1 protein-coding gene and 1 pseudogene are annotated in these 1,876 nt (G+C 64.9%); both read left to right on the top strand.

All coding sequences use genetic code 11. From position 1 onward, the window contains the following. Positions 1–259 (top strand): annotated as a pseudogene (locus tag ABC138_RS17425) (integrase core domain-containing protein); the annotation flags it as partial. 244 nt (positions 260–503) lie between these two features. Continuing rightward, positions 504–1,637: a transposase gene (locus ABC138_RS17430; RefSeq protein ID WP_345914455.1), complete on the top strand. Its 1,134-nt coding sequence runs from the start codon at positions 504–506 to the stop codon at positions 1,635–1,637. Positions 1,638–1,876: the final 239 nt, after the last annotated feature.

The raw sequence follows: 1,876 nt of genomic DNA on the forward strand, positions 1-1,876 counted from the left end.
TCCCTTCAACAACACGGTGTTGCATCGACTGGTTGAACCTGCCCAGTACACGAGCATCCGGTTCACCGAACACCTCGAGCTCGCAGGAATCGCGCCGTCGATCGGGACCGTCGGGGACGCCTACGACAACGCCCTGATGGAATCGATCATCGGCCTGTTCAAGACCGAGGCCATCACCACGACCGTCTTCCACGACGGCCCCTACAAGACCCTCGCCGACGTCGAGTACGCCACCGCCGGCTGGGTCGACTGGTACAACTGTGAGACTGCTCAGGCGTCCGCTGGTCAGGGTCTGACCCCTGGTTACAACTGACCCGTCTTTGGACGGTGTCCTCCGAGTGGACCTGTCGGCCCTGTGCCAGCGGATGCGTCCCGGTGATCAGACCGGCCGGGCAGTGACCTGATAGAAGCCTGATCTGCACAGGTCTCGTCACAGTTCTGTCCCGCTCCGGCCGGTCCGTTCGCTGACTCGCATCGAACACGGGAGGCCAGCAGTGAGCATCATGATGAATTCGACCCCAACCCGTCCACGCGGGCGCGTCGAGGCACGGCGCCTGATCATCGGCGTTGACACACACAAGGACTTCCACGTCGCGGCAGCTGTGGATGATCGCGGCGCGCTGCTGGAGATCGCGCGCTTCAGTGCCACACGCGCGGGATACGACAGCCTTGCCCTGTGGGCCGAGAACCTGCGCCAACAGGTCACCGACCACGTCGCCGACACGGACCTGATCTACGCCATTGAAGGCACCAGTTCCTACGGCGCCGGGTTGGTAGCTTCCCTGAGACCCCAAGGCGTCACGATCCATGAGGCCGCCCGCCCTAACAGACGAGACCGTCGCCTGCGCGGCAAGACGGACGCCTTCGACGCGGAGAACGCCGCCCGTGCCGTGCTCGCTGGGACCGTCACCGGAAGCGCAAAGACAGCGGATGGCCAAGTCGAGATGATCCGCGTCATCAAGTGCGCCAAGCATGCCGCCGTCAAGGCACGAGCCGCCACCATGATCAGCTTGCGGCACCTGATCGTCACCGCCCCCGCCGACCTGCGCGAGCAGCTCGAGCCGCTGACCAAGATGGCCCTGCTACGCCGCTGTGCAGGGCTAAGACCAGGCGAGGTCAAGGACCCCGCAGCCGCGACGAAGTACGCACTGCGCGCGATGGCCCGACGATGGCTCCACCTCAGCGAAGAGATCGCCGAGCACGAAACACACCTGGACCGGCTGACCACCGCGATCGCTCCACAACTCCGAGGCGGTTGCGGCATCGGCCCGGACGCGGCCGCGGAGATCCTTACAGTCGCCGGCGACAACTTCGCCAGGATCACCAGCGAGGCAGCCTTGGCCAAACTGTGTGGAGTGAATCCCATCCCGGCCTCTTCCGGCCGGACCAACCGTCACCGACTCAACAGGGGCGGACATCGGCAGGCCAACGCAGCCCTGTACCGGATCGTCATCGTCCGCATGCGACTTGACGAACGCACCCAGGCCTACGTGGCCCGACGAACAGCCGAGGGCAAGACCAAGTCCGAAATCATCAGATGCCTCAAGCGACACCTCATCCGAGAGATTTGGCGCAACACCCACCACCTACGAACCCAAGCGCCAGCCCCGCCGGCCGCGGTCAAGTCCGCTGCTTGACAGATATAGAAGCGTCCACCGACGCCTGCACGGCTCGCTCGGGATGCAGACCCCGCTCGAGCACGAGCAGCACCACTACGCTGCCCTCAACACCGAGCCGCAGCCCGCATAGCAGCGGCAGAGAACCCGTGACGGTTCAAACTGGGCGCCGCGCACCTCAGCGACACCATCATCGCTTCGGGGCATAGGCGGTGTTAAGCCTCGATCCACCGATGAGCTGCTGAGGAGGTCGCTGTCGG

Source organism: Janibacter sp. LM, assembly GCF_039631275.1.
GTDB lineage: Bacteria > Actinomycetota > Actinomycetes > Actinomycetales > Dermatophilaceae > Janibacter > Janibacter terrae.

Excerpts from the sequence above, each read along its gene's own strand:
- ABC138_RS17430 (WP_345914455.1), top strand. The coding sequence starts at position 504 with ATGATGAATTCGACCCCAACCCGTCCACGCGGGCGCGTCGAGGCACGG.